This is a genomic window from Stenotrophomonas sp. 2YAF22 (assembly GCF_052114665.1).
GTDB classification, from domain to species: Bacteria; Pseudomonadota; Gammaproteobacteria; order Xanthomonadales; family Xanthomonadaceae; genus Stenotrophomonas; species Stenotrophomonas indicatrix.
In genome coordinates this window covers 1-1,544 of record NZ_JBFRFE010000812.1, presented here as the reverse complement: position 1 = coordinate 1,544, position 1,544 = coordinate 1, and the positions used below count along the sequence as shown (strand labels likewise).

Annotated in this window: 1 protein-coding gene; it reads right to left on the bottom strand. The window is 66.0% G+C overall.

Going from position 1 to position 1,544, the window contains the following annotated elements; translation table 11 throughout:
- Window positions 1–92: 92 nt before the first annotated feature.
- Window positions 93–1,544 (bottom strand): DNA translocase FtsK (locus AB4Y84_RS21350; protein ID WP_442250896.1); only part of this gene is annotated, 1,452 nt, incomplete at its 5' end.

The following is a 1,544-nucleotide window of genomic DNA, read 5'->3' as shown; positions in this document are numbered from 1 at the left end:
GGCTGCCAGCAGGCAGGCAAGCGCCAGCGCACAGGAAACGGGTTGAAGCATGCGTCGGTTCCTTGGACGTCGGGAGTGCGGCAGGGCTTGGCTTACTTCGGCGGCGGCGGTGCCAGCACCGTGCGGTCGCCGTTGTGCTCGGGCGGACTGACCACGCCGGCCGCTTCCATGGCCTCGATCAGTCGCGCCGCGCGGTTGTAGCCGATCTTCAGGCGACGCTGCACGCCGGAAATCGACGCGCGGCGGGTCTCGGTGACCACGCGCAGCGCTTCGTCGTACAACGGGTCGGACTCATCGCCGCCGCCGGAACTGGTCTCCGGCAGGCCGGTCGCACCGACCACCACGCCATCGCCCATCGTCTGTACTTCGTCCAGCACGCCGTCGACATAGTCGGCCGGCCCCATTGCCTTGAGGTGCTCGACCACGCGATGCACTTCCTCATCGGACACGAAGGCGCCGTGCACACGCTCGGGCATCGCCGTGCCCGGCGGCAGGTACAGCATGTCGCCGTGACCGAGCAGCGTCTCGGCGCCGGACTGGTCGAGGATGGTGCGCGAATCGATCTTCGAGCTGACCTGGAAGGCGATGCGGGTGGGGATGTTGGCCTTGATCAGGCCGGTGATGACATCCACCGACGGGCGCTGGGTGGCCAGGATCAGGTGGATGCCGGCCGCACGTGCCTTCTGCGCCAGGCGCGCGATCAGCTCTTCGACCTTCTTGYCGACGATCATCATCATGTCGGCAAATTCGTCGATGAAGATGACGATGAACGGCAGCGTCTCCAGCGGGCGCGGCGCCTCGCCCAGCTCCGGGTTCGGCTTGAACAGCGGGTCCATCATCGGCTGGCCGGCGTCCTGGGCGTCCTTCACCTTCTTGTTGAAGCCAGCCAGGTTGCGCACGCCCACCGCGCTCATCAGCTTGTAGCGGCGCTCCATCTCAGCCACGCACCAGCGCAGGCCGTTGGCAGCCTCCTTCATGTCGGTGACCACCGGCGCCAGCAGGTGCGGAATGCCCTGGTAGACGCTCAGTTCGAGCATCTTCGGGTCGATCATCAGCATCCGCAGGTCTTTCGGCGACGCCTTGAACAGCAGGCTCAACACCATCGCATTGACCGCCACCGACTTGCCCGAACCGGTGGTACCGGCCACCAGCAGGTGCGGCATGCGCGCCAGGTCGGCCACGGTCGAGCGGCCGGCGATGTCCTTGCCCAACGCGAGGGTCAGCGAACTGGCCGACTTGTCGTACTCCTTCGAGCGCAGCAGTTCGGACAGGTAGATCATCTCGCGGGTGACGTTGGGGATTTCCAGGCCGATCACCGACTTGCCCGGGATCACATCGACCACACGCACCGACTTGACCGACAGGCCGCGGGCGATGTCCTTGTCCAGCGAACTGATCTGGCTGACCTTGATGCCGGGGGCCGGCTCGATCTCGAAGCGGGTGATGACCGGGCCGGGGTTGGCGCCGACCACCTGTGCATCGATGCGGAAATCCTTGAGCTTGAACTCGATCTGCCGCGACAGCGCGTCGAGGGTGTCCTTGTC